The following is a 23,470-nucleotide window of genomic DNA, read 5'->3' as shown; positions in this document are numbered from 1 at the left end:
CGGGGCCGCGCGGTGGCGGGCGAGCGGCGGACGGGCGCGTCGCGCCGACTTCACCTGTTTGTCGGCGGCGCGGGGGTGACGTCCTGGAGGAGCTGCATGAAGGCGGCCTCGTCGATGACGGGTGTGCCGAAGGAGCGGGCCTTGGTGGTCTTGGACGTGGGCGACTCGGGGTCGTTGGTGACCAGCACGCTGGTGAGCCGGGAGACGCTGGTGGCCACGTGCAGCCCGGCCTCGATCGCCCGGTCCTCCAGCAGCTCGCGGTCCACGGAGGTGTCCCCGGAGAACGCCACCCGCATGCCCTGGACCAGCTGCCCGCCCGGCTCGTAGCGCCCGGGGTTGGGATAGGGGCAGGCGGGGCGCTTGCGGCTGGGGCGCCAGGTCTGCTGGTACGACCGCTGGCGGCCGATGGCCGGGCCGTCGGACCACTCGGTGAGCGGCTGGCAGGCCAGCAGCGGCAGCCGCAGCCCGGTCTCGGCGGCGCGGTGGAGGCTGGGCCGGAAGGTCTCGGCGAGCACCCGCGCGTCGTCCAGGGCGTGGTGGGCGCGCCGCTGGACCACTCCGTAGTGCGCGGCGAGGGTCTCCAGCTTGTGGTTGGGCAGCGGCAGGCCCAGCTCCTTGGAGAGGGCGATGGTGCACAGCCGCTGCCGCACGGGCGCGGCGCCGCGGGTGCGGGCGTACTCGCGGGCGAGCATCGACCAGTCGAAGGCGGCGTTGTGCGCCACCAGGACGCGGTCGGCCAGGCGCGCGGAGAGCTCCGCGGCGATCTCGGGGAAGCGCGGGGCGCCCGCGAGCATCTCCTCGGTGAGGCCGTGGATCCACACCGGGCCGGGATCGCGCTGCGGATTGACCAGCGTGTACCAGTGGTCCTGCACCGCGCCCCGGGCGTCGAGCTGATAGACCGCCGCGGAGACGATCCGGTCGTCGCGGGCGAGGCCGGTGGTCTCCACGTCGACGACCGCGTACCCCTGCGGATAGGTGGCCGGCCAGGAGGACGGCGGGGCGAGGTGCGGGGCGGCTGCCGTGGGGTCTTCGAGCATGGTCAATGAGGATACGGGCCGTCACCGACAACCCTGACCGGCGGGCCGGTCGGGACGTACGCCGCCCCGGGGTTGACGGGGCGTCGGGCCCCGGCGGCGGGTCGGGGTCCGCATACGGCGGGTCAGAGTTTGGACAGGGCCAGCTGTAGATCGACGTCGCTGATGAGGAGGCGGCCGGCGCGCTTGTCGCCCGGGCGGTCGGGCACCGTCACCTTCACCCCGGGCGAATCCCCGGTGAGAACCGTCACCTTGGCGCCGTCGAAGCGCGGGGCCCGCTGGCGGATGACGGACTTCAGGCGGTCGGCGGCCCGTTCGGCGGTCCGTTTGCCGTCGGTGAGGGCGCAGATGACCCCGGATGTCTGGTTCGCGGACTTCGCCAGCTGTCCGGTGGCCGAGAGGCGCACCGGGTCCTTGGGGTCCTTCCCGCCGAAGTCGACGCGGTAGACATCGCCCAGACAGTCGCCCAGCGCCCGGTAGTCCGGGTCGTCCGCCACGGACTTGCCCCTGGCCGGGCGCACCGCCGACAGGCCCTTGTCGGCGTTGCCGAAGGAGATCTCGTCCTTGGCGACCTGGAGGGTGATCCCGTCCTTCGTCCAGACCGTCTCGCCGTGCCAGGTGCGCCGGGCGAATCCGCCCGCCTTGAGCTTGGCGGTGACGCGGTCCGCGTCGAAGGAGCCCTGCCAGTGCCCGGCGTATCCATTGGTCACATCGGTGTCGATCATGGCCGGATCGAGGCCATAGGCATGGGCGTTGAAGCGGTAGCTCGTCATCAGCGGACTGCCCGCCTGGCCGACGGCGCGGAACCGCTGGGAGCCGCCCTTCTCGCCCTTCTCCAGGGATCGCACCCGGGCGGCGTCGAGATAGGAGACCTGGGCCCCCTTCGCGCCCGCGGTCGAGATGTGCCCCACCGCGTCCATCAGGGCTGAGGAGGAGTCATCGCCGCCCGCCCCGGAGGAGCACCCCGTGGTGAGCGCCGACAGCAGACAGGCGAAGGCCATGCCGCCGATCCGAAACCGTTCTCTGGCTCTGCGCACAGGCGGGGAGCTTAATCGGCCATGCCGCCATCGGCCATGCCGTCATCAGCTATGCCGTCCGGGGCGAGACCTGTTGTTGACGCCGCATCTACCATACTTGTTGGTAACTACCCCTAGCGGCGGCCTTGAGGGCGGTTCTATGTTGCGGACATGCCGCACCTGCCCAATGCCGTGATGTGGTCGATACCGGCCTTTGTCCTGCTCGCCGTCGTGGAGATGGTGAGCTACCGCTTCCACCCCGACGACGACGCCGAGGGCTACGCGGCGAAGGACGCCGCGACCAGCGTCACCATGGGGCTCGGCAGCCTGGTCTTCGATCTGCTGTGGAAGATCCCGATTGTGGCGATCTACGCCGCCGTCTACGAACTCACCCCGCTGCGCGTCCCGGTGGTGTGGTGGACGCTGCCGCTGATGCTGCTCGCCCAGGACTTCTTCTACTACTGGTCGCACCGCGGGCACCATGTCATCCGCATCCTGTGGGCGTGCCATGTGGTGCACCACTCCAGTCGCAAGTTCAACTTCACCACCGCCCTGCGGCAGCCGTGGACCACCTGGACCGTCTGGCCGTTCTACGTGCCGATGATCGCGCTCGGGGTGCATCCGGCGGCGGTGGCGTTCTGCTCGTCGGTGAACCTCGTCTACCAGTTCTGGATCCACACCGAGCGGATCGGCACCCTGCCGCGCCCCGTCGAGTTCGTCTTCAACACCCCCTCGCACCACCGCGTCCACCACGCCTCCCAAGGCGGCTATCTGGACCGCAACTTCGGGGGCATCCTCATCGTCTGGGACCGGCTCTTCGGGTCCTTCGTCCCCGAGACCGAGCGGCCCGTCTACGGCCTGACGAAGAACATCGACACCTACAACCCGCTGCGCGTGGCCACGCATGAGTACGCGGCCATCGCCCGCGACATCGCGGCGGCGCGGGACTGGCGCGAGCGGGCGGGCCGGGTCTTCCGGGGACCGGGCTGGCAGCCCGCGACGGTCCCGGAGGCGGGTCTCCCGGAGGCCGGTTCGGAGGCCGGTTCCCCGGGCGCCGGTTCGGAGGCCGGGCGGCCGCAGCCGGTCGGCGAGAGCGTGCGGTGACGGTCGCCGCCGGGCGCGCGACGACGGTCCTGTGTGCCCTCCTCGCGCTGCTGACCGCCGTTCATCTGGGCGCGCTGCTCCTGGACGCCACAACCGCCGTCCACCTCACCAAGCCCGCCCTGATGCCCGTGCTCGCCGTATGGGCCCTGGCGCGGGGCGGGCCGTGGCCGCTCCCGGCCGCGCTGCTGTGCGGCTGCGGGGGCGATGTGCTGTTGCAGATCGGCGGCGAGACCGCGTTCCTGGCCGGAATGGGGTGCTTCGCGGCCGGGCACCTCTGCTATCTGGCGCTGTTCGCCCGCGCCTGGCGGCGCCGTACGGCGCCCTGGGTGGCCGCCGGGTACGGGGTCGCGTGGCTGGGCACGGTGGCGCTGCTGTGGCCCGGCCTCGCGGCGCATCTGCGGCTTCCCGTCGCGGGCTACAGCCTGCTGCTGACGGTCATGGCGCTGGCCGCGCTCGGGGCGGGTGTGCGGACCGGGCTCGGCGGGGCGCTGTTCATGCTCTCCGACACCCTGATCGCTGCCGGGCTCGCCGACTGGCCACGGCCGCCGGTGCCCCAGTTCTGGATCATGGCCACCTATATAGCCGCCCAGTGGCTGCTGGCGGCGGGGGCGACGCGCGACGCGGTCCCGCGCCCCGCGCCGGAACGGGCGCTCGTCAGCCCGTGACACCCGTAAGGCCGTGATGTCGGTAAGGCCGTGACGCGTAAGGCCGTGACGTCCGTAAGGCCGTGACGCGTAAGCGCCGAGGAACCGAACACACACGGGCCGCCGGGGCGGCTGCTCCGCCCCGGCGGCCCGTGGCCCGTGCTTGTGTCAGCCGGTCACTTCTCGACGGCGTCCAGGGCGTCCGCGAGCCCGGCGCCGTAGAAGCCGTTGTACCGCTTGCCGCCCTCGCACACCGCGTCGACCGTGCCGTCGCCGTCGATGTCGTACGGCGTCGGGCAGGCCAGGTCATCGGCCTCGGCCTTGAGCAGCGCCTTCACCTGCCAGGGGGAGGCGTGCGGATGGGTGCTCTTGATGAGCGCCGCGACACCGGCCACATGCGGCGAGGCCATCGACGTGCCCGCCATGTAGCCGTACTGCCCGCCCGGCAGCGTGTTGTAGATCAGGCCGCTGGTGGCCGGGGGCTCGGGCTTCTGGTAGGCGGTGCTGTCGCCGCCGGGGGCAGCGATGTCGATGATCCCCAGACCGTAGTTGGAGAACGAGGACTTGAGCCCCTTGGCGCCGGTCGAGGCGACCGTGACGACGCCCGGCAGCTGGGTCGGGATGTCCAGGCAGACGCTCGGGTCCACCTCCCGGTCACCGGGGGTGGTGTCGTTGGGGCTGGAGGGGTCGGTGATGGTGTCCGAGGTCAGGTCGTAGTTCTCGTTCCCCGCCGCGGCCACATTGACCACGCCCCGGCGCTCGGCGTACGACGAGGCCCGGCGCACCGCCTCGACCAGGGCCTTCTGGTCCGGGTCCGTGGTGCAGTTGAAGTACCACGGGTCGGTGTAATAGCTGTTGTTGGTGACGTCCACGCCGTGCTCTGCGGCCCAGACGAAGCCGCAGACGACCGCCTCGGTGTAGAAGAACCCGGCCGTCGTGGACACCTTGATCCCGGAGACCTTGACGCCCGGGGCCACACCGGTGACGCCGACGCCGTTCTTCGCGGCGGCGATCTCGCCCGCCACATGCGTGCCGTGCGGGGACTCCTCGGCGCTCGGCCGCCAGGCGCCGTCGGCGGTGTCCGGCTTGCCCGTCACACAGTTGACGGACGCCTTACGGTCGAAGTTCGGCGCCAGATCGGGGTGGGTGTCGTCCACACCGGTGTCGATGACCCCGACGGTGACCTTACGGCTGCCCAGGCTCTTCTCATGCGCCTTGTCCGCCTTGATCGCCGGCAGATCCCACTGGAGCGGCTCCAGCGGGTCCTGCCCGGCCTTCGCCTTCGCCGCCACCGCCTGCCGCTGCTTCTCGCTCAGCAGCTTCGGCGTGTCGATGTCGTCGGTGGACTGGGCGGGCAGCGGGGCGGTGCGGGTGTTCCCGGCGGAGGTGACGCCGCGCACCTTACGGACGGTCTTGGCGAAGTCCGGGTTGGCGGAGTGGACGACGATGACGCCGATCCGGTCGTAGGACACCACGACCGTGCCGCCGGCCTGGGCGATGGCCTTGCGGATCCGGGACGGGTCCTGGCCCGGGCGGGTGTTGACGACATAGCTCAGGGACGGGCCGTCGGCCGTGGCGGCCGCGGCGGCGTGGCCGTCCCGTCCGAGCGCGGTGGCGGTGGTGGGCAGGAAGGCCAGCGCGGTGGTGAGCGCCATGGCGGCGGGTATCGCGGCGGTGCGCAGCGGCAGGGAGGTGCGGCGCGGCGTCATGGGTACTCCGGTTCTCTCGACGGTTCTCTCGAGGCGCATCTCGAGGTGGATGAGAAGGCTCTGGGCGGGCGGACCGGGCTGGATCGTCAGCGTTCCGGACCGGGGGCGCGGACGCGCGCTCAGCGCGCCACTCGGGGGACGCGGAGCCCCCGGGCGCGGGCGGCGGTCCGGCGGGCCGCGTCAACGGCGGCGGTCCGGCCGGGGTCATCCGCACAAGCGAATGTGCGCGCCCTCGCGGCGCGGCTCCCGCGCGCCGCCTCGATACCCCGGGACGCCGCGGAACCGGGGCAGAGGCGGCGGGGAGTGGTGAGGGGGTGGTGCGAAGCCGACGGGTCGTCAAAAGCCCGCCGTCCGGGTCTTGGAGGAGCCGATCTCAGATGAGCCATGGGGTCTCCACTTCATCCTTACGGGCCGCCCGGACGCCCTCGGCGGCTGGGCGGGTACATGACGAAGGAAGCTATCGCTGATCAAGGTCTGACATCAATGCATTCCGGAAGAAAACCCGCCACAGTACCCGGAGCCGATCCCTCCCCCGAATTCTTATCCGTCTTTCAATCAACCGGCCTCTGTCGTACGGGTCCGCGCCGCCCTACCATGCGTGATCTGGATCACTCGCCGCCGTATTCATTCCCGTCGGACCCACTCACCAGGAGAGACCGTGGATACCGCACCGGCCAACGATCGCCCCGACGATCAGCGGCAATTTGACCGTTCTGCCTACGCCGAGGTCCAAGCGAGCGCGGAGTTCGGCGAACTGCGCGGTGCCCACCGCTCGTTCGCCTTCCCGCTCACCATCGCGTTCGTCAGCTGGTACCTGCTCTACGTCCTGCTGTCCAACTACGCGGACGGCTTCATGGGCACCAAGGTCGCAGGCCATATCAACGTGGCCCTGGTGTTCGGGCTCGCCCAGTTCCTGACCACCTTCCTGATCGCCTGGTGGTACTCCCGGCACGCCGCCACCAAGCTGGATCCCCGCGCCCAGGCCATCAAGTCCCGTCTGGAGGAGCGCTCATGAGCCCCCACCTGCTCGCCGCCGAGAGCGCCTCGGACAACCGGCCGTTGATCATCACGCTCTTCGCCGTCTTCGTCCTGGCCACCCTGGCCATCACCGTCTGGGCGGGCCGCCAGACCAAGGACGCCACCGACTTCTACGCCGGCGGCCGCCAGTTCACCGGCTTCCAGAACGGCCTGGCCATCTCCGGCGACTACATGTCCGCCGCGTCCTTCCTCGGCATCGCCGGCGCCATCGCGCTCTCCGGCTACGACGGCTTCCTGTACTCGATCGGCTTCCTCGTCGCCTGGCTGGTGGCCCTGCTGCTGGTCGCCGAGCCGCTGCGGAACTCCGGCCGTTACACGATGGGCGACGTGCTCGCCTACCGGATGCGCCAGCGCCCGGTGCGCACCGCCGCGGGCGTCTCCACCATCGTCGTCTCGATCTTCTACCTGCTGGCGCAGATGGCGGGCGCGGGGGTGCTGGTCTCCCTGCTGCTGGGCATCACCAGCGAGGCCGGGAAGATCCTCATCGTCGTCCTCGTCGGCGTCGTGATGATCCTCTACGTGACCATCGGCGGTATGAAGGGCACTACCTGGGTGCAGATGGTCAAGGCCGTGCTGCTGATCGCGGGCACGCTGCTGATCACCTTCCTGGTGCTGCTGAAGTTCAACTTCAACATCTCCGACCTGCTGGGCGAGGCGGCCAAGAACAGCGGCATGGGGGAGGCGTTCCTGGAGCCGGGGCTGAAGTACGGGCTCAACGCCACCACCAAGCTGGACTTCATCTCGCTCGGCATCGCCCTGGTCCTGGGCACCGCGGGCCTGCCCCACATCCTCATCCGGTTCTACACCGTGCCCACCGCGCGGGCCGCCCGTAACTCGGTCAACTGGGCCATCGGCATCATCGGCCTCTTCTACCTGATGACCATCGCGCTGGGCTTCGGCGCCGCCGCGCTGCTGGGGCACGACGACATCATCGCCTCCAACAAGTCGGGCAACACCGCCGCCCCACTGCTCGCCGAGGAGATCGGCGGTGGACCGGACTCCACCGGCGGCGCCATCCTGCTCGCGGTGATCTCCGCGGTGGCGTTCGCGACGATCCTCGCCGTGGTCGCCGGGCTCACCCTCGCCTCCTCGTCGTCCTTCGCCCACGACCTGTACGCCAACGTCATCCGCAAGGGCAAGGCGACCCAGAAGGAGGAGATCTCGGCCGCGCGCTGGGCCACCGTCGGCATCGGCACCGTCGCCGTCGTCCTCGGCGTCTTCGCACGAGATCTCAACGTCGCGGGACTCGTGGCGCTCGCCTTCGCGGTCGCCGCCTCCGCCAACCTGCCGACCATCCTCTACAGCCTGTTCTGGAAACGCTTCACCACCCAGGGCGCGCTGTGGTCCATCTACGGCGGACTGATCTCGTCGGTCTTCCTGGTGCTCTTCTCGCCCGTCGTCTCGGGCAAGGAGACCTCGATGTTCCCGGACGTGGACTTCCACTGGTTCCCGCTGGAGAACCCCGGACTGATCTCCATCCCGCTGGGCTTCCTGCTCGGCTGGCTGGGCACCCTCGTCTCCAAGGAACAGCCCGACAAGGAGAAGTACGCCGAGCTGGAGGTGCGCTCGCTCACCGGGCACGGAGCCCACTGACCAGCCACTCCCACCGTGCGGCCCCTCCATGTCACACCCGTCACGTACGCTGCGAGAGAATTGAGCAGTGCACGCACGCCAACCGTGGAGGGGCCGCCACCATGCTGATCGACACCTATGGTCGCGTAGCCACCGACCTGCGTGTCTCCTTGACCGATCGCTGCAATCTGCGCTGCACCTACTGCATGCCCGAAGAGGGTTTGCAGTGGCTGGCCAAACCGGATCTGCTCACCGACGACGAGATAGTCCGGCTGATCCGGATCGCCGTCACCGACCTCGGGGTCACCGAGGTCCGCTTCACCGGCGGTGAGCCACTGCTGCGCCCCGGTCTGGTCGGCATCGTGGAGCGCTGCGCGGACCTCGACCCGCGCCCCCGGATGTCGCTCACCACCAACGGCATCGGTTTGGAGCGCACCGCCCAGGCCCTGCGCGACGCGGGCTTGGACCGGGTCAATGTCTCGCTCGACACCCTGCGTCCGGAGGTGTTCCAGGCCATCACCCGGCGCAAGCGCCATGCCGATGTGCTGCGCGGCCTCGACGCGGCGCACACCGCTGGGCTGACCCCGGTGAAGGTCAACGCCGTGCTGATGCCCGGACTCAACGAGGACGAGGCCCCCGAGCTGCTCGCCTGGGCCCTGGAAAGCGGCTATGAGCTGCGCTTCATCGAGCAGATGCCGCTCGATGCGCAGCACGGCTGGAAGCGCGACGGCATGATCACCGCCGGGGACATCCTGGCCAGTCTGCGCACCCGCTTCACCCTCACCCCCGAGGGCGAGGACGAGCGTGGCTCCGCGCCCGCCGAGCGCTGGCTGGTCGACGGCGGCCCGGCCCGGGTCGGCGTTATCGCCTCGGTCACCCGCCCGTTCTGCCGCGCCTGCGACCGCACCCGGCTGACCGCCGACGGGCAGGTGCGCACCTGCCTCTTCGCGCGCGAGGAGTCCGATCTGCGCGGAGCGCTGCGCTCCGGCGCCCCGGACGAGGAGATCGCACGGCTGTGGCGGCTGGCGATGTGGGGCAAGAAGGCCGGATCCGGGCTCGATGACCCCTCGTTCCTCCAGCCGGACCGACCGATGTCGGCGATCGGGGGTTGATCACCGGTCTTCGGCGGCCGACCATTCCTCCAGCGTCACCACGTCCTTGAGGAAGCCCCGCACTCCGAGGAACTCCGAGAGATATTCGCGGTGTTCCTCGCAGGCGAGCCAGGTCTTGCGCCGCTCCGGGGTGTGGATCTTGGGGTTGTTCCAGGCCAGCACCCATACGGCGGGGGCGTGGCAGCCCTTGGCGGAGCAGATCACGGTATCGGTCTCGGCGGCGGTCTCGCGGGTGTTCACACCGCAGACTCTACGAAAAGCCCGCCGGACATGACGACGCCGGGCAGCCACGGGGGGAGCCGCCCGGCGTCGGTCCGTCGCTCCGACGGGGGATGCGGAGCGCGTACGCAGTATGTCACGAGGGATGGGGCCCGGTGCACCGGTACTGCACTATTGATCTGAGCTTTTCTTGAGCTTACGGAAACGTGGCAGGTCAGCCACGTTCACCGCGTCCAGGCTCGCTGATATGTCCGACGTCCTCCGGGACGGATTCCGCCCCGTGGGGCCCACTCGGCTCCTCTCCGCGCCCGGCGATCAGCATCGGACGGGGCGGGGTCGGGATGAAGGTGGTGGGCAGCGAAGTGACGTTCTCCCGGCCCGCGTTGGCTATCACGACCGCGATGTAGGGCAGCACCGCGCCGAGCACCAGAGCCACTATGGCCACATGGCGCTCCACGTTCCACAACACCGCCGCCAGCACGACCGCGACGGTCCGGACCGACATCGAGATCACATAGCGGCGCTGCCGGCCACGGACATCGTCGGCCAGCCCCTGCCGCGCTCCGGTGATTCGGAAGACCTCCGCATCGCCGTGCTTCCGCATCACGTTCCACCACCTGATCACCGAGCGGGCTTCCCCCGCTCTGGGACGTACTCAACGTTACGCCGCGCCTGCTGTCGGTTCGAGACCGGGGCACCCTGATGGGTGCCGTCTCCGGCCGCGCCGACGTGCGTATCGGCCCTTCGGCGTGCGCCGTACTCGAAGTGGCCGAACACTGGAAGCGATGTGCATCCCCTCGCCGCGTGTCAGGGAGGCGACATGAACTGGCTATGGGCGATCGTCGTGGGCCTGATCCTGGGTGTGATCGCCAGGGCGATCCTGCCCGGCAAACAGGCCATTCCGCTCTGGCTGACCTGCGTCTACGGCATCCTCGGCGGCATGCTGGGCAATGCGGTGGCGGGCTGGATCGGGGTCAGGCACACCGGGGGCTTCGACTGGATCCGGCATCTGCTCCAGCTGGCGGGGGCCGTGCTGATCGTCGCGCTGGGCACCCCGCTGTGGCACTCGATCCGCGGTGGCGGACGCAGACGCAGCGTGACCTGAGGGGCGCGGCGGCGGTGTGATCCGGTGCGCGACGGCGGCGGCCGCCGATACGACGGCCGGTACGGCGACGGCGGCGGCCGGTGCGCGTGGTGGACGCGCACCGGCCGCCGCTTCCTCGCGGATGCGGGGCCCCGTGGCGGGGCTCCCGTCGTGGGGTGCGCGGGCTACACCCCGCGCACCTGGGCGATCTTCCGCCCGGCCTTGAGGTAGACCCCGCCGGAAGCCCCCGTGAGCCCGGCGGACGCCAGCGTCTCCGTGACCACCTCGGCCAGCGGGCGCACCGCCTGGGCCTCGGGCAGCACCACCGACTCCTGGCCGGCCTCGGTCTCGATCACCAGCCGCAGACCGTTCTGCTTGGCGACCCGGCGGGCGGCCGAGGCGCTGGGCTGGAACTCCAGCACCTTGCTCAGCACGGTCGCGATGGACTGGGTGCCGTGCTCCCCGGCGTCGACCACCGGCGTCTCGACATCGGTGAAGCTCTTCTTGGAGAACTGGGCGACGAAGCCCGCACGGGCCGCCATCGCCTTCTCCAGGCCGTACATCGCCGTCACCACCTCGCCCGCCAGGACCTTCTTCAGATCCATCGGGTGCAGCGACCGCTCCTCGACCCGGGCGGTCGCGGCGGCGATCTCCGCGTCCGTCCACTCGGTCCATGCCTCCAGGTACGGCTTCATCAGCCGGTCCGGAATCGACATGATCTTGCCGAAGACATCCTCGGCGGTCGCGGAGAGCGCCACATAGTTGTCCTTGGACTTGGACATCTTGGCGCCGGTGCCGTCCGTGCCCTCGATCAGCGGCATCGTGACCACCAGCTGCGGCCGCTGCCCGCGCAGCTCCATCAGCTTGCGGCCCATCTGTAGGTTGAGCAGCTGATCCGCGCCGCCCAGCTCCACATCGCACTCCAGGGCCACCGAGTCCAGGGCCTGCGCGATCGGGTAGAGCAGCTCGGACATGGTCAGCCCGGAGCCGGCGGCCAGCCGGTTGCGGAAGTCCTCGCGCTGTAGCAGCTGCGAGACCGGCACCTGGGAGAGCAGCCCCAGCAGCTCCGGGAAGGTGTACGGCGCCAGCCACTCGCTGTTCTGCCGGAAGTTGACCTTCTCGAAGTCGAAGAACGGCCGGACCTGGTCCTGGTAGCCCGCGAGGTTCCGGGCGATGTCCTCGTCGGTCAGCGGCGGGCGCTCGGCCGTACGGCCCGACGGGTCGCCGATCTTGGCCGTGAAGTCGCCGATCAGCAGTGTGACGTCATGCCCCATGCGCTGGAAGCGGTTGAGGATGATCATCGGCACCACATGGCCGAGGTGCACATCGGCGGCCGTCGGGTCGATGCCCAGCTTGATGGCCAGGCCCTGGCCGGCGCCGCGGCGCTCCTCGATCCGCTTGGCCAGGTCCGCCACGCCGGGCAGGATCTCGACCGTACGGGACGCGATCAGCTCGGCCTGCTCCGTCGGCGAGAGGTCCGTCAGGTCGATATAGCGCCGCGAGCCCGTCTCCTCGAGCAGCCGCTCGACGGTCTTGTCGGAGGAGAGATCCTGGCTGAGGAGCTCGCTGGCGCGGGCGACGGATTCGCCGAGGCGTGTCATGGCGTTCCTGGGGATAGACGAAACGGAAATGGATGGATCCGAAACGGTCGCTTCGGATGGGCGTGGACCAGTCTATTCGGCTCCTCACACCCCCTTGCTGACCGAGCTCATATTGAAGTCCGGAATGCGCAGCGGCGGCACCGCGGCGCGGTTGAAGTAGTCGCTCCACTCCCGCGCCAGTGTCCGCTCGGTGCGGCCCGCCTCGGTGGCGCGGGCCAGCAGATCCACCGGCGACTCGTTGAACCGGAAGTTGTTCACCTCGCCGACCACCTCGCCGTTCTCCACCAGATAGACCCCGTCCCTGGTCAGCCCGGTGAGCAGCAGTGTCGCCGGGTCGACCTCGCGGATGTACCACAGGCAGGTCAGCAGCAGCCCCCGCTCGGTCGACGCGACCATCTCCTCCAGCGAGCGGGTGCCGCCCGCGTCCACGATGAGGTTGTCGACCCCGGGGGCGAGCGGCAGCCCGGTCAGGGCGGATGTGTGCCGGGTGGTGATCAGCTGCTGGAGCACCCCGTCACGGACCCAGTCGGTGGCGGACAGCGGCAGACCGTTGTCGAAGACCGACACATCGCCCCCGGACGAGTGCGCGATCACGAACGGCGCCGCCTCAAGACCCGGCTCGGCCGGGTCGCTGCGCAGCGTGAAGGGCAGCTCGGACAGCTTCTCGCCGACCCGGGTGCCACCGCCCGGCTTGCTGAAGACCGTACGGCCCTCGGCCGCGTCCCGGCCCGAGGACGACCACAGCTGGTCGATCAGCAGATCGGCCACCGCGCTCGGCGGCAGCAGCGTCTCGTAGCGGCCGGCCGGCAGCTCGACCCTGCGCTCGGCCCAGCCGAGCCGCTGGGCGAGCTCGGCGTCGATCGCCGCCGGGTCCACATCGGTGAAGTCCCGGGTGGCCCGCCCGGCCCAGGCCGAACGCGTCCGGTCCGGTGACTTGGCGTTGACCTCGAGCGTGCCGGTGGGCTGGTCATGGCGCAGCCGCAGCCCGGTGGAGCTGCCGAGATAGCTGGAGACCAGCTCATGGTGGGCGAATCCGTACAGCTCCCGGCCGCCCGCGCGGGCCCTGGCGAAGGACTCGCCGAGGGCGGGCGCGAAGCCCGCGAACACCTCGGAGGAGGTCACGGCGGGGGCGTCGGCGAAGCCGGGGGAGACCGCCGCGCCCGGATCCCGCTCCACCAGCGGCTGGGCGTCCTCGGCGGGCTCGGCCTCCCGCGCGGCCGCCTCGGCGGCCCGGACCAGCGGCTCCAGCTCCTCGGCGGTGACCGCGGACCGGGACACCACGCCCGAGGCGGTGCCCTGCCCGCCGTTCACGGTGGCCACGACGGTCAGGGTGCGGCCGCGGGTGACCCCGTTGGTCGTCAGGGCGTTGCCCGCCCAGCGCAGATTGGCCGTCGAGGTCTCGTTGGCGATCACCACACAGCCGTCCGCGCGGGACAGCTCCAGGGCGCGCTCGACGATCTCATGGGGCTTCACGCTCATCGTCCGGCCTCCTGGGTGGTGTTGAGGATGTTGACGCCGCGGAACAGCGCCGACGGGCAGCCGTGCGAGACCGCCGCGATCTGCCCGGGCTGGGCCTTGCCGCAGTTGAAGGCGCCGCCCAGGACATATGTCCCCGGGCCGCCCACGGCCGTCATCGAACCCCAGAAGTCGGTGGTGGTGGCCTGGTAGGCGAAGTCGCGCACCTGCCCGGCGAGGGCGCCGTTCCTGATGCGATACGCCCTCTGCGCCGTGAACTGGAAGTTGTACCGCTGCATATCGATCGACCAGGAGCGGTCGCCGACCAGATACAGACCGTTCTCGACGTCCCCGATCAGCTCCTCCGTCGAGGGGCCGCCGGGGGCGGGCTGGAGCGATACGTTCGCCATCCGCTGCACCGGCACATGGCCCGGCGAATCGGCGAAGGCGCAGCCGTTCGACCGCTCGAAACCGGTCAGCCGGGCGATCCGGCGGTCCAGCTGATAGCCGACGAGCGTGCCGCCCTTCACCAGGTCCCAGGACTGGGCGGCCACGCCTTCGTCGTCGTACCCGATGGTGGCCAGCCCGTGCTCGGCGGTCCGGTCCCCGGTCACGTTCATGACCTCGGAGCCGTACTTCAACTTTCCGAGCTGGTCGAACGTGGCGAAGGAGGTGCCCGCGTACGCCGCCTCGTAACCGAGCGCGCGGTCCAGCTCGGTGGCGTGGCCGATCGACTCATGGATGGTCAGCCACAGATTGGACGGGTCCACCACCAGGTCGTACGACCCGGCCTCGACGGATGGCGCGCGCATCTTCTCGGCCAGCAGCTCCGGGATCTCCGCCAGCTCCGCGTCCCAGTCCCAGCCGCCCGCGCCCGGCCCACCGGTCAGATACTCCCAGCCGCGCCCGACCGGCGGGGCCAGGGTGCGCATCGAGTCGAACTCCCCGCTCGCCGGGTCCACGGCGACGGCCGTCAGCTGCGGATGGAGTCGCACCCGCTGCTGGGTGGTCGTGGTGCCCGCCGTGTCCGCGTAGAACTTGTTCTCCTGCACGGTCAGCAGCGACGCGTCCGCGTGCGCGACCCCATCGGCCGCGAGCAGCCGCCGGCTCCACTCGGCGAGCAGTCCGGTCTTGTCGGAGTCGGCCACATCGAACGGGTTGACCTCGTACGACGAAACCCAGGTCTTGTCGGCGTGCACCGGCTCGTCCGCCAACTCCACGCGCTCATCGGACCCGGCCGCCTCGATCACCTTGGCCGACAGCTTGGCCATCGCCACGGCCTGCGAGGCCACGCGGGCGGCGGCGTCCATGCTCAGATCCACCCCGGAGGCGAACCCCCACGCCCCGCCATGCACCACCCGCACCGCGTACCCCAGATCGGTGGTGTCGGACGCCCCGGCCGCCCTGCCATCCCGCAACCGCCACGCGGCACCACGCACCCGCTCCAACCGGAAGTCCGCATGCTCGGCCCCGAGCGCCCGGGCCCGCGCCAGCGCCGCGTCCGCGAGTGCCCTGAGCGGCAGCGCGAGGAAGGACGGATCAATCTCATGCGTCACGGGCGGCTCCTCTTCGTCGGGTACGTCGCGTGGTGTCCGTCGGCAGTGAACCATGCCGATGCGGGGTGGGGCGCGGTAATTGCCCCTGGACCGCCCAACGGCCGCCCCGGTTGCCCAGGGCGGCCGAACGGGTGGTTACGCGCCGAACTCTTCAGCCGTGAGGCGACCGATGAACGCGTCCCACTGGCGTATGGAGAAGGCGAGTCGTGCTCCGTGGCGGTTCTTGGAGTCCCGTACGTGGACGGTGTCGGCGGTGGCGGCCACCTCGACGCACATGCCGCCCTCGCTACTGCTGTAACTGCTCTTGAACCAGGACAGGTTGACGTGCTTGTCGCTCATATTTCTCCCCGCAGCTTCTCGATGAGCTCCAACGACTCGCGTGGCCTGAGAGCCTGTGCTCTGATGATGCCGTAGCGCAGCTCGATCTCCCGGACCGATTTCCGGTCCGTGAGCAGCCTGCTGATGCTCTGGGCCTCGACGTAGGCCATCGTCTGCCGTCCTTTGGGCTCCAGCAAGGCAAAGGGACCTGCGGTTCCGGCATGATCGTCCACGTTGATCGGCATGACCTGAATCTCTACGTTTCGCATCCGCCCGATTTGCAGAAGGCGCTCCAACTGCCCGCGCAGCACCGCTGTACCGCCGTATGGTCGGCGCAGTACCGCCTCCTCGGTGACGAAGCTCATGATCGGGGCCGGTTGCCGGGAGAGGAGTTCCTGCCGGGCCAGCCTCGCTGACACCAGCCGCTCTATGGCCTCCTCCTCCAGTAACGGCCGCTGCATATTGAGCACCGCACGGGCGTAGTCCTCGGTCTGGAGCAACCCGTTGACCACCAGGCATTCGTACGCGTGGAACTCGACCGCCTGCGCCTCCAGCCGTGCCGCGCCCCGGAAGAACGCCGGGAGCTGTACGTTGGCGACTTCCTCCCTGGCCGCCCGCAGCACCCCGAACGCCTCCAGTGCCTCGTCCGCCGCGTCCAGGAAGTCCGGCTGTGGCACCCGGCGTCCCTGCTCGACCGAGGAGACCTGCTCCTCGCTATACCCGATCGCCTCACCCAACTGTGCCTGCGTGAGCCCCGCCCGTTCGCGGAAGAGCTTCACCTGCCTGCCGATGCATTTGACGATGTCACCCGCCATGACCCACCCACCTCCTTGCGCGAGAACGCGCCCCTTCCCCTCGGCGTCACGGCGGTCCTCCCGTACGGGCACCCGTCGTGCCCGTACCGCGACCCTGCGTACCCGCCGCCCGTCTGGTCAGGCTAGGTGCGTTTCGCCACGCTCGGTGACGTGAATGGCGAAAATCCCCCTAGCGGTACATTCGAGATGTTCTTCACCTCTTCCCGGCGCGGTGCCCGGCTCGCCCGGCGCATCGTCGTCCGCAGACTGGAGGAGTGGGGCATCCCCCGGGACGGCGAGGCTTCGCAGAGCCTCGCGCTGATCGCGGGCGAACTCGCGGCGAATGCCGTGAACCACGGGCATGTGCCCGGCCGGAACTTCTATCTGCGGCTCAGCGTGCAGCCTCCGCCCGGCGGAGACGGCAGTCGCGCCCCGGTCTCGGCCCGCATCGAGGTGTCCGACACCCGTGACGAGCGGCGCCCGGTGCTCCGTGACCGGGACGATGAGGCGGAGGGCGGGCGCGGGCTGCTGCTCGTGGACGCGCTCGCGTCGAAGTGGGGGGTGGCGGAACGGGGCGTCGGGAAGACGGTGTGGTGTGAATACGCCCTGGCTCCGGACGGGTGCCGGTCGCAGCAGGTCGCGGGAGACAGTGGAGCCGGCGATGCGCGATGATGGGGGCACCGGCGAGCAGGTTCGCCGTGGCGAAGGAGCGTCGGCCGTGGGATACGGACGTCTACGGGAAATCGGGGAGCGGCTTGCCGAGCACGCGCCGGACCCGTTCCGGGGCTATGAGATCAGTGGTGACGAGATCGTCATGATGATGTCGCGCTCGCGTCCGCACGAGTTCATCGCTCTGCGTATCCGCCAGCAGCTTGACCGGCAAATCCCGTCTTTTCTGGTCGTTCACACGGGTGGCGAGGTGGAAGATGCCTCTCTTGGGAAACTTCGGTGCCCTGATCTGATCGTCGTTCCGGACGCGGTGTTCGCCGAGAACACGATGGCGCCGTTCCATCCTCGAGATGTCGCTTTGGTCGCCGAAATCGTCTCGCCGTCGAATCACTCCACCGACTACGTCGAGAAGATGCACGACTACCCGACGATGGGCATCCCTCTCTATCTTCTCGTCGATCCACGGAAGGGCACCATCGCGGCCCTGTCCGATCCCGGTCCCGGGCTCGGCGGTGAGGGCCCCCGTTACCGCACCCGCAGTGATTACGCCTTTGGCGACGAGGTGACCATCGGTGACTGGACCCTTGCTACCACGGACCTGCGGACCTATCCCGAGGACCGCTGACGGCGGTCAGCGGGTACGTGGCGTGGTTGCCCGTCGGCGGTGAACCATGTGGCTGGGCCCGGGGCGCGGCAATTCCCCCGGAAGTGGGGAACCCTGGCGTCAACCATTCATGCCTGCGCTAGCCGTACTCGGGCCGACTCTGGCTCGCTGCTATCGCTCAAGGCATGGCCGCCAGCACCTGGGTGAATGCCTATTGGCTTACCCACATAGGGGACCAGTAGAGGACCTCAGTGCCGGTTTCGTCAGCCAAAAGAAGGGTCTTCCGGCCTTCGCTGCCATGCAGGGTGAACAATCTGACGGAATCTGTTGCAACCGACTCGAGGGCTTGTAGGAGGCGACTTATCTCCGCATATTCTGTTGTGTCCGAGGAGAACCTATTGATTCTCCTTTGGTAAGTTCGTTTGAGTGACTCGACGCTTACTTCGGAATGTGAATGATCCACCCTCTCTGCGTTTCCGATGAGCGATAGAAATGATGCGTCGATAACGCCTCGATCGATCGCCCTTTCGAGAGATTTGATCAACCTGGACACTTCCAGCTCTTCCCGTTGTTGATGGACACTTGGGCCCCTGTTACTTCGCCCCTGATCAATATCTCACTTTCGCCATAGATGTCAGGTGACTCGACTATTCGCGATTCGGGTATGGTGGATTTCGGAATCCTCATGACTATTCCTCCAGATCCCAATTCGTCGGCCGCGTCCACCGCTACTCCATCGAAGTCGGTGGTCCATGAGGTGAACTCGCTGTTTGTGTTGCCTCCATTATGGCTTGCGGGATCATCGTGGCCACCCAGCGGTACTGCACGCCCCTGTTTGGCTTCATCGTACTTATAGTGTCCGTTCGGAACCCCGCGATAGAGATATTCGTCTTCGTCGCGTGCTCCCGATTCCAGACCTAGTGGGTCTATTCGCGTGAGAGAGTTCCGCACATAGGCGTGATGGTTGGGCGCTGGCCGAAGCCCGAGGGGGTCAGGAGAGGCGTACCGCGCCGTTTCCGGGTCGTAGTGGCGGAAGTAGTTGTAGTGGAGGCCGGTTTCCGCGTCCGCGTATTGGCCGGGGAAGCGGAGGGGGCAGTCGGCTGATCCGGGTGGGGCGGGGAGCGGGGTGCCCCACAGGGTGGTGCGGTGCTGCCAGGAGAGGGTGCCGTCAGGGGTGACCAACTCCGTGGGGGTGCCGACCAGGTCGGTGATGATGGCGTGAAAGCGGGCGTCGTATTCCGATTGCGGGGTCGTATCGGTCAAGCGACGGAGGACCGGTGATGTTTCCGCCGCCGACTCACGCGACGTGTGGCGCTCGGTTTGGGTCAGGGGGCGGTGGGTGTCCGGGGTGTAGTCCCACGTCAGCGTCGTACCCTCGGCCGTCGTCTGTTCGGCCAGCCTCGTGCCGTCCCACGCGAAGTCGATTCGGTCGGCGGTCGTGCCGTCCTTCGCAACGCGTTGTTTCGCCGTGCGGCGGCCCAGCGGGTCGTACGTGTAGTGCCAGCGCTCGCCGTCCGGCGTCGTCGCGTCCGTCAGGCGGTCTTCCGCGTTCCAGGTGTAGGTCCAGGTCCGGGTCCGGCCGTTCAGGAGTTTGCGGGTGCGGCGGGTCAGGCGGCCCTGGGCGTCGTGTTCGTAAACCGTGCGGCCCGCGCGGTGGATCACCGTGCCGGTGAACTCGCGGTCGCCGGGCGACTCATGGCCCGGGGCCGTGGCGTGCGTCAGGTTGCCCGCCGCGTCGTAGGCGTAGGTCTCGGTCCAGCCGTGGGCGTGGACCGCCGTCACCCGGCCGACCGGGTCGAGGTCGAAGCGGCGGGTGCCGGACGTCAGTTCACGGATCTCGGTGAGGTGGTCGTCCGGGCGGTAGCTGTACGCCCGGTGCTGGACGAGGGCGTTGGCCGGGCCGGTGACGGTCTGGCCCGTCAGGCGGTCCAGGGCGTCCCACGCCTGGGTCAGGGTCACGTCGTCGCCGAAGGTGCGCGACGTTTCCCGGCCCGCCGCGTCGTACGCGAAGTTCAGCGCGTTGTCCGCCGTGGTGAGGGACGCGGGGCGGCCCGCCGCGTCGTACGTCCACGCCGACCGCAGACCGCTCGGCGTGATCCGCTCGGTGCGGTTGCCCGCCGCGTCGTACGCGTACGATGTCGTACGACCACCCACCGTCTCCGCCAGCACCCGGCCCCGCGCGTCATACGTGCGGCTCAGCGCCGTGTCCGGGTTCGCCGCCCGCGTCAGGCGGCTCGCGGCGTCGTACGCGAACGTCGTCTCCGTGCCGTCCGCCGTGCGCGTGGCGACCGTGCGGCCCAGCGCGTCACGCGTGTAGGCCAGCGCTTCGCCCGCGCCGTTCACCCGGGATATCAGGCGGCCCGCCGCATCGTGCTCGTACGACAGCGTGCGGCCGTTGAAGTCCGTTTCCGCGGTGAGCCGCCCGGCTCCGTCGTACGTGTACGTCCACGTCCGGCCCTGCGGGTTCGTAACCCCGGTCAGGCGCAGCTCGGTGTCGTATGCGAAGGCGTACGTCGCCCCGTCCGGGTCGGTCCGCGTCGCCGGGAGGTCGAAGTGGGTGTGGGTGTGGCGGGTGGTGTTGCCCGCGGGGTCGGTGTGTTCGAGGAGGTTGCCCTCGGCGTCCCAGGTCCAGGTCTCGCGGCTGCCGTCCGGCCGGACGCGCCAGGCGGGCTTGCCCTCGATGGTCCAGCCCTGGCGGGTGACATGGCCCAGGGGGTCGGTGACGCGGGTGATGCGGCCATGGGTGCCCCGGCGGACCCGTGTCGTGTTGCCCAACGCGTCGGTGACTTCTATCGGCAGGCCCGCCGCGTTGCACACCACGGTCACCGTGTGGCCCAGCGCGTCCGTGACCGAGGTCAGGTTCCCCGACTCGTCGTACGTGTAGTGCGTCTCCGCGCCCGCCGGGTCCGTCGTCCGGACGCGGTTGCCCCGTTCGTCATAGGCGTGGCGCCACACCGCGCCGTCCGGCTCCCGCACCTCCAGCGGCCGGCCGTACGCGTCGTACGCGGCCGTGGCCGCCGTGCCGTCCGGGCGGTCGACGCGTATCAGGTTGCCGGAGTCGTCGTACGCGTAGCGCGTGGTGTGGTCCAGTGGGTCGGTCACCGACAGCGGACGGCGGCCCGGTCCCGGGGTCCATTCGGTGCGGGTGGTGTGGCCCAGGGCATCGGTGCGGGCCACCGCGCGGTACGCCTCGTCGAAGACATATGTGACGCGGTGGCCGAGCGAGTCCGTGTAGACGGTGGTGCGGGACGCCTCGTCGTAGTGGAAGCGGCCGGTCATCATGTCGTCCGAGCCGATGGTGCGCAGCACCCGGCCCCGGTGGTCGTAGACGTACCCGAAGCTGGTGCCGTTGCGGTCGGTCCATGACGTCACGCGGTGCTGGTCGTCGTAGGTGAACCGCATCGGCTCGGCGGCGGAGTTGAAGACCTCGGTCAGGTCGCCCGCGCCGTTGTAGCCGAAGGAGACCAGCAAGGTCCCTTCCTCGGCGTCACCCACGCCCAGCAGCCGCAGCCCCGTGATGCGCATCAGCTCCGGATCGGTGTCGATCGCGATGCGGTACCCACCGGAGTGGACCACCTCGCGCGGGGTGCCGTCCTCGTCGTAGCTGAAGGTGATGGACCGGCCGTTGCGGTCCTCGATCACCGTCAGGGGGAGTTCGTTGCCCGCCAGCGGGTCGAAGCGCAGCGTGCGCCCCTGTTCGGGGATCTCGACTCGCATCGTGCCGCCCGCAGCGCCGTCCCAGCGCAGCGGCCAGCGCGGGCCCCGCGCCGGATAGGTGTCCTCCCCGGGCGTCGGCACCCCGTAGCGCAGCACCATGCCGTCGGCCGTGACGAACACGATCCCGTCCGCGTCCAGCTCCAGCCGCTGGTCGAGCGTGGCCGCCCAGGTGCGGCCGAACCAGCCGCCGCAGGTGTGCCCGGAGACGAAGGTGCGCTCCAGGACCAGGGGGAGTGCCCCGGGCAGGGACACATCCGTGGCCGACATGACCATCTCGCCGGTCGCGACGTCGACCGGGTCGTCCTCGCAGTCCCTGTCGCGGGTGTGCCGGTCGTGGGTGCCCTCGCTGTCCGCCCGCCCGGACGCCTCGCCGTCCCGGCCCAGGACCTTCTTGCGCGCCGCCAGCCGCTGGGCGGCGGTCCTGCCCGTCTGGAGCTCCTTGCGCAGCGCGCTCGCACCGCCCGTGGCCAGGGCGAGCAGCAGCGACGGGGTGATCTCGCCCGCCGCGCGCAGCGGGTCCTTGGACCACATGTCCCAGTTGGTGACCGCCTTCGCGAACTCCTTGGGGTGCTGGGCCGCGTACGCCGCGCCGTCCACCATGCCGGCCAGCTGCATCGCGAAGCCCTGGGCGTCGCCCTTGAGGAGCGAGGCGGGGAGCTCGGCCACGCCCAGGATGCCGTGGTGGACCTTCCACAGCCCGTCCTTGAGGCTGTCCCCGGCCTTCTGCCAGTTGCTCGGCTTGTCCGGGGCCTTCTCCGCAGCCTTGTCGATCTTCTTCTTCGACGCGTCGACGACCAGCCGCAACTCCTCGATCAGCTTGTCCAGCCGACCGACACAGCTCTCCATCGCGGCGATGCCCGGATCGGTCTCCGAAGGCTTCTCCGGCAGATGCTCGTCGCCGCGGGTCACCGCGTCGTTGTACGCCTCGACCTTCTTGCCGTACGCCTTGGACGCCGCCCGCGCGGCGTCCGCGTCCTCGATGATCGGCTCACAGCGCTTCTGCACCGACCGCAGCTTGGTGGCGTACGCCGCCAGCGCGCTCGCCGCATGGGTGAACTGGTCGTGGCCCGAGGTCAGTTCCTTCGGCAGCCGGTCGACCGACTTCCGGAACTCGCTCGCGCCCTTACCCGACCAGTCCGCCAGCTCCAGCGGCCGCAGCTTGTCCTTGCCGTCCTGGAAGGCGCCCGCGTACGCGCGCAGCTCCAGCACCAGGTCGTCGATGTCGTCCGGATTGCCGGGGATCAGATCCTTGGGCTTGGCATCGGCCGGTATCCGTATCTGCGGGGGCCGCCCCGCGTCCGGATCGCCCATTACGACTCGTCCCCGTACTCACTCAGCAGCTTGCGCGAGAACTTCGACAATGCCGTGTCCTCCGGGCGCTTCTCCATCTCCGGCGCGCCCACGTGCTCCCAGGACCACTTGCCCGCCGCGCCCGAGGGGAGCTTGGCCATGTTCTCGTCCGAGGGCCAGAAGTCCTTGATCCGCATCAGATCCGCCAGCATGTACCCGGCTATCGCCTCGTACAGCCGCTCCACCACCGCGTCCGCGTGATCGGCCAGCTCCCCCATGCCGAAGCCCCACGCCCGGAGGAAGCCCTTGCCCGATTCCAGGAGTTCGGGCGCGCCGCAGTGCTGGAGATATGCCGTCAGCTTCTCCTGGCCGTTCTTCACCGCCCGGGCCCCGACGACCGACTCCTCCAGCGGGGCGATCAGACCCTTCACCGACTCGATCTCGATCTTGTAGCCGTCGGCACCCTCATTGCCGCCGTACTTGCCGTGTTCGCCGCCCTCGCTGGGGGCGCGGTTCGCGTTCCTCGCGTCGGGATCAGCCACCGTCGGCCCCCTCCGTGTCGCGCAGTGTCGCGGCGTCCAGCAGGAAGGGGCGCTCGCCCAGCGGATCCACCAGCGCCCGTACGCCCTCGGGCAGCAGGCCCACCAGGTCCTCGACGGTCGTGGACGCCCATCCGCACGCCCCCGCGAAGCGCGCGAACCCTTCGAGCGAGGTGAAGACCGGCACGAGCGGGCCGCCTTCGGCTGTCTCCGAGACCAGGAAGCCCGGCTCCTCCGGGCGCTGGAAGTACACCCGCGCCTTCCGCAGCGCCGCCCACTTCTCCCGCTCCGTCATCCGCGCGGCGGTCTCCTGGCGGATGAGGTCTGCCAGTGTCTGCTTGCCGGGCTGACCAGGTGGTCTGCTGTCCCCTCCCCCAAACATGCGGGCCATCTTC

The 23,470-nt window shown here is 69.7% G+C and carries 21 protein-coding genes; 8 read left to right on the top strand and 13 right to left on the bottom strand.

The genetic code is table 11. From position 1 onward, the window contains the following. Positions 1-50: 50 nt before the first annotated feature. On the bottom strand, positions 51-1,037 hold the full coding sequence (locus ACJX2R_RS14890; RefSeq protein WP_413100503.1) for a DEDDh family exonuclease: 987 nt from the start codon (positions 1,035-1,037) through the stop codon (positions 51-53). Positions 1,038-1,159: 122 nt separating this feature from the next. Further along, complete coding sequence (locus ACJX2R_RS14885; protein ID WP_413100502.1) at positions 1,160-2,071, bottom strand: hypothetical protein; 912 nt, start codon at positions 2,069-2,071, stop codon at positions 1,160-1,162. A 150-nt stretch (positions 2,072-2,221) separates the two neighbouring features. Between ACJX2R_RS14885 and ACJX2R_RS14880 the strand changes: the two genes are divergently transcribed. Then, positions 2,222-3,154 carry a sterol desaturase family protein gene (locus ACJX2R_RS14880; RefSeq protein ID WP_413100501.1) on the top strand — a complete coding sequence of 311 codons (933 nt, stop codon included), beginning with the start codon at positions 2,222-2,224 and terminating at the stop codon, positions 3,152-3,154. After that, positions 3,151-3,819: a lysoplasmalogenase gene (locus ACJX2R_RS14875; protein ID WP_413100500.1), complete on the top strand. Its 669-nt coding sequence runs from the start codon at positions 3,151-3,153 to the stop codon at positions 3,817-3,819. The genes ACJX2R_RS14880 and ACJX2R_RS14875 overlap by 4 nt, the downstream gene beginning before the upstream one ends. 155 nt (positions 3,820-3,974) lie before the next feature. Here the strand turns inward: ACJX2R_RS14875 and ACJX2R_RS14870 are convergent, their stop codons facing one another. After that, positions 3,975-5,507, bottom strand: a complete 1,533-nt coding sequence (locus ACJX2R_RS14870; protein WP_262702628.1) for a S8 family peptidase — start codon at positions 5,505-5,507, stop codon at positions 3,975-3,977. Positions 5,508-6,165: 658 nt separating this feature from the next. On the opposite strand from ACJX2R_RS14870, the gene ACJX2R_RS14865 reads away from it, so the two are divergent. From ACJX2R_RS14865 to moaA, 3 genes are all read left to right on the top strand, one after another. Further along, on the top strand, positions 6,166-6,522 hold the full coding sequence (locus ACJX2R_RS14865; protein ID WP_413100499.1) for a DUF485 domain-containing protein: 357 nt from the start codon (positions 6,166-6,168) through the stop codon (positions 6,520-6,522). Beyond that, on the top strand, positions 6,519-8,138 hold the full coding sequence (locus ACJX2R_RS14860) for a cation acetate symporter (protein ID WP_413100498.1): 1,620 nt from the start codon (positions 6,519-6,521) through the stop codon (positions 8,136-8,138). The genes ACJX2R_RS14865 and ACJX2R_RS14860 overlap by 4 nt, the downstream gene beginning before the upstream one ends. A 101-nt stretch (positions 8,139-8,239) precedes the next feature. Beyond that, positions 8,240-9,229, top strand: coding sequence for a GTP 3',8-cyclase MoaA (gene moaA / locus ACJX2R_RS14855; protein WP_413100497.1), 990 nt, complete (start codon positions 8,240-8,242; stop codon positions 9,227-9,229). Here moaA and ACJX2R_RS14850 read toward each other — a convergent pair whose 3' ends face one another. Together ACJX2R_RS14850 and ACJX2R_RS14845 are read right to left on the bottom strand one after the other, a co-directional pair. Beyond that, the gene (locus ACJX2R_RS14850) at positions 9,230-9,469 is read right to left on the bottom strand and encodes a hypothetical protein (RefSeq protein WP_262702624.1); all 240 of its coding nucleotides are present in this window, start codon (positions 9,467-9,469) and stop codon (positions 9,230-9,232) included. Between the two features lie 193 nt (positions 9,470-9,662). Beyond that, positions 9,663-10,052, bottom strand: coding sequence for a DUF3099 domain-containing protein (locus ACJX2R_RS14845; RefSeq protein ID WP_413100496.1), 390 nt, complete (start codon positions 10,050-10,052; stop codon positions 9,663-9,665). A 216-nt stretch (positions 10,053-10,268) separates the two neighbouring features. Here ACJX2R_RS14845 and ACJX2R_RS14840 point away from each other — a divergent pair, with 216 nt between their 5' ends. After that, on the top strand, positions 10,269-10,553 hold the full coding sequence (locus ACJX2R_RS14840; protein ID WP_262702622.1) for a GlsB/YeaQ/YmgE family stress response membrane protein: 285 nt from the start codon (positions 10,269-10,271) through the stop codon (positions 10,551-10,553). 164 nt (positions 10,554-10,717) lie between these two features. Here ACJX2R_RS14840 and tyrS read toward each other — a convergent pair whose 3' ends face one another. From tyrS to ACJX2R_RS14815, 5 genes are all read right to left on the bottom strand, one after another. Continuing rightward, the gene (gene tyrS / locus ACJX2R_RS14835; protein WP_413100495.1) at positions 10,718-12,133 is read right to left on the bottom strand and encodes a tyrosine--tRNA ligase; all 1,416 of its coding nucleotides are present in this window, start codon (positions 12,131-12,133) and stop codon (positions 10,718-10,720) included. Between the two features lie 84 nt (positions 12,134-12,217). Then, positions 12,218-13,612, bottom strand: coding sequence for a metallopeptidase TldD-related protein (locus ACJX2R_RS14830; RefSeq protein WP_413100494.1), 1,395 nt, complete (start codon positions 13,610-13,612; stop codon positions 12,218-12,220). Continuing rightward, positions 13,609-15,144: a TldD/PmbA family protein gene (locus tag ACJX2R_RS14825; RefSeq protein WP_413100493.1), complete on the bottom strand. Its 1,536-nt coding sequence runs from the start codon at positions 15,142-15,144 to the stop codon at positions 13,609-13,611. The genes ACJX2R_RS14830 and ACJX2R_RS14825 overlap by 4 nt, the downstream gene beginning before the upstream one ends. Positions 15,145-15,279: 135 nt before the next feature. Further along, the gene (locus ACJX2R_RS14820) at positions 15,280-15,483 is read right to left on the bottom strand and encodes a DUF397 domain-containing protein (RefSeq protein ID WP_401647063.1); all 204 of its coding nucleotides are present in this window, start codon (positions 15,481-15,483) and stop codon (positions 15,280-15,282) included. Next, a complete protein-coding gene (locus tag ACJX2R_RS14815) occupies positions 15,480-16,277 on the bottom strand; it encodes a helix-turn-helix domain-containing protein (protein WP_413100492.1) in 798 nt (265 codons plus the stop codon). Before ACJX2R_RS14815 ends, ACJX2R_RS14820 begins: the two co-directional genes overlap by 4 nt. Positions 16,278-16,463: 186 nt before the next feature. Between ACJX2R_RS14815 and ACJX2R_RS14810 the strand changes: the two genes are divergently transcribed. Both ACJX2R_RS14810 and ACJX2R_RS14805 read left to right on the top strand, forming a co-directional pair. Then, positions 16,464-16,928 (top strand): ATP-binding protein, encoded by a 465-nt coding sequence (locus ACJX2R_RS14810; RefSeq protein WP_413100491.1) that lies wholly within the window; start codon positions 16,464-16,466, stop codon positions 16,926-16,928. A 46-nt stretch (positions 16,929-16,974) separates the two neighbouring features. Then, on the top strand, positions 16,975-17,550 hold the full coding sequence (locus ACJX2R_RS14805) for a Uma2 family endonuclease (RefSeq protein WP_413100490.1): 576 nt from the start codon (positions 16,975-16,977) through the stop codon (positions 17,548-17,550). Between the two features lie 519 nt (positions 17,551-18,069). Here ACJX2R_RS14805 and ACJX2R_RS14800 read toward each other — a convergent pair. Genes ACJX2R_RS14800 through ACJX2R_RS14790 form a run of 3 tightly spaced genes read right to left on the bottom strand, consistent with a single transcriptional unit; the run spans position 18,070 to position 23,457 of the window. Next, positions 18,070-22,557 (bottom strand): putative T7SS-secreted protein, encoded by a 4,488-nt coding sequence (locus ACJX2R_RS14800; protein WP_413100489.1) that lies wholly within the window; start codon positions 22,555-22,557, stop codon positions 18,070-18,072. After that, on the bottom strand, positions 22,557-23,078 hold the full coding sequence (locus ACJX2R_RS14795; protein WP_413100488.1) for a hypothetical protein: 522 nt from the start codon (positions 23,076-23,078) through the stop codon (positions 22,557-22,559). Before ACJX2R_RS14795 ends, ACJX2R_RS14800 begins: the two co-directional genes overlap by 1 nt. Beyond that, entirely contained in the window at positions 23,071-23,457 is a 387-nt protein-coding gene (locus ACJX2R_RS14790) for an SseB family protein (RefSeq protein ID WP_413100487.1), read from the bottom strand. Before ACJX2R_RS14790 ends, ACJX2R_RS14795 begins: the two co-directional genes overlap by 8 nt. Between the last annotated feature and the right edge of the window lie 13 nt (positions 23,458-23,470).

The organism is Streptomyces sp. Inha503 (assembly GCF_047215865.1).
Lineage (GTDB): Bacteria > Actinomycetota > Actinomycetes > Streptomycetales > Streptomycetaceae > Streptomyces > Streptomyces lycopersici.
This window is presented reverse-complemented; position numbering and strand designations above follow the sequence as displayed.

Bases quoted from the DNA above. Each gene is read 5' to 3' on its own strand.
- ACJX2R_RS14890 (WP_413100503.1), bottom strand. From the start codon at position 1,037: ATGCTCGAAGACCCCACGGCAGCCGCCCCGCACCTCGCCCCGCCGTCC.
- ACJX2R_RS14880 (WP_413100501.1), top strand. From the start codon at position 2,222: ATGCCGCACCTGCCCAATGCCGTGATGTGGTCGATACCGGCCTTTGTC.
- ACJX2R_RS14870 (WP_262702628.1), bottom strand. From the start codon at position 5,507: ATGACGCCGCGCCGCACCTCCCTGCCGCTGCGCACCGCCGCGATACCC.
- ACJX2R_RS14860 (WP_413100498.1), top strand. From the start codon at position 6,519: ATGAGCCCCCACCTGCTCGCCGCCGAGAGCGCCTCGGACAACCGGCCG.
- moaA (WP_413100497.1), top strand. From the start codon at position 8,240: ATGCTGATCGACACCTATGGTCGCGTAGCCACCGACCTGCGTGTCTCC.
- ACJX2R_RS14845 (WP_413100496.1), bottom strand. From the start codon at position 10,052: ATGCGGAAGCACGGCGATGCGGAGGTCTTCCGAATCACCGGAGCGCGG.
- ACJX2R_RS14840 (WP_262702622.1), top strand. From the start codon at position 10,269: ATGAACTGGCTATGGGCGATCGTCGTGGGCCTGATCCTGGGTGTGATC.
- tyrS (WP_413100495.1), bottom strand. From the start codon at position 12,133: ATGACACGCCTCGGCGAATCCGTCGCCCGCGCCAGCGAGCTCCTCAGC.
- ACJX2R_RS14830 (WP_413100494.1), bottom strand. From the start codon at position 13,612: ATGAGCGTGAAGCCCCATGAGATCGTCGAGCGCGCCCTGGAGCTGTCC.
- ACJX2R_RS14820 (WP_401647063.1), bottom strand. From the start codon at position 15,483: ATGAGCGACAAGCACGTCAACCTGTCCTGGTTCAAGAGCAGTTACAGC.
- ACJX2R_RS14815 (WP_413100492.1), bottom strand. From the start codon at position 16,277: ATGGCGGGTGACATCGTCAAATGCATCGGCAGGCAGGTGAAGCTCTTC.
- ACJX2R_RS14810 (WP_413100491.1), top strand. From the start codon at position 16,464: ATGTTCTTCACCTCTTCCCGGCGCGGTGCCCGGCTCGCCCGGCGCATC.
- ACJX2R_RS14800 (WP_413100489.1), bottom strand. From the start codon at position 22,557: ATGGGCGATCCGGACGCGGGGCGGCCCCCGCAGATACGGATACCGGCC.
- ACJX2R_RS14790 (WP_413100487.1), bottom strand. From the start codon at position 23,457: ATGTTTGGGGGAGGGGACAGCAGACCACCTGGTCAGCCCGGCAAGCAG.